This is a genomic window from Streptomyces sp. UNOC14_S4 (assembly GCF_020740835.1).
In the GTDB taxonomy this organism is placed as follows: domain Bacteria; phylum Actinomycetota; class Actinomycetes; order Streptomycetales; family Streptomycetaceae; genus Streptomyces.
On sequence record NZ_JAINFC010000956.1, the window covers coordinates 1 to 1,105 of the forward strand.

The 1,105-nt window shown below is 67.4% G+C and carries 2 protein-coding genes; both read right to left on the bottom strand.

Annotated features, from left to right (window positions below):
- The coding region (locus K6I34_RS37290) for an ATP-binding cassette domain-containing protein (protein WP_229332444.1) at positions 1 to 254 on the bottom strand (254 nt) is incomplete at its 3' end.
- Positions 251 to 1,105, bottom strand: an 855-nt coding sequence (locus K6I34_RS37295; RefSeq protein ID WP_229332445.1) for an ABC transporter ATP-binding protein, incomplete at its 5' end; no start/stop codon positions are given. The genes K6I34_RS37295 and K6I34_RS37290, both read right to left, overlap by 4 nt.

The window sequence follows — 1,105 nt, forward strand, 5'->3', positions numbered from 1 at the left end:
GGGGAGTGGGCGAGTCCGAGGGCGACGATGCGGTGGGCGGGGGTGTCGACGATGTGCCGGCCGTTGAAGCGGATGGTGCCGTCGAGGGGTTTGAGGAGCCCTGAGAGGGTGCGCAGGGTGGTGGTTTTTCCGGCGCCGTTGGTGCCGATGAGGGTGACGATCTGGCCTTCGTCGACGGTGAAGCTGATGCCTTTGACGGCTTCGATCTTGCCGTAGGCGACGCGGAGTCCGCTGACTTCGAGGAGGGCGGTCATCGTTCGCCCTCCGATTCCGTACGGGCTTCGGCTTCCGCTTCGGCGGCTTCGACTTCGGCGATTTCCTCTTGGCCGGGTGCGTCGTCGAAGGGGGTGCCGAGGTAGGCGGCGATGACGCGTTCGTCGGCCTGGACGGTTTCGGAGGTTCCTTCGACGAGTTTTTCGCCTTGGACGAGGACGGCGACGCGGTCGCAGAGGTTGAAGATGAAGCGCATGTCGTGCTCGATGACGAGGACGGCGGTGCCCTGGGCGCGGATGGCGTGGACGAGGGTTTCGGTGGCGCGGGTTTCCTGGGGGTTCATGCCGGCGGTGGGTTCGTCGAGGAGGAGGAGTCCGGGGTCGCTGGCGAGGGCGCGGGCGATTTCGAGCTTGCGTTGTTCTCCGTAGGGGAGGTTGCGGGCGAGCTGTTCGGCTTTGCGGTCGAGGCCGGTGAAGGTGAGGAGTTCCATGGCGCGGTGGGTGGATTCGTTTTCGGCGCGGTGGAAGCGGGGGCCGCGGAGGAGTGCGGCGAGGAGTCCTTCGCGGGTGCGGGTGTGGCGGCCGACGAGGACGTTTTCGAGGACGGTCATATTGGCGAAGAGGCGGATGTTCTGGAAGGTGCGGGCGATGCCTGCGCGGGTGACGAGGTGGGGTTTGGGCGGGAGGACGGTTCCGCGGTAGGCGACGGTGCCTTCGGTGGGGCGGTAGAGGCCGGTGAGGCAGTTGAAGAAGGTGGTTTTTCCTGCGCCGTTGGGGCCGATGAGGCCGACGATCTCGTTGGGGCGGACGGTGAGGTCGACGGCGTGGACGGCGGTGAGTCCGCCGAAGCGCATGGTGACGCCGGTGGCGGTGAGGACGGGGGTGTCCGGGGC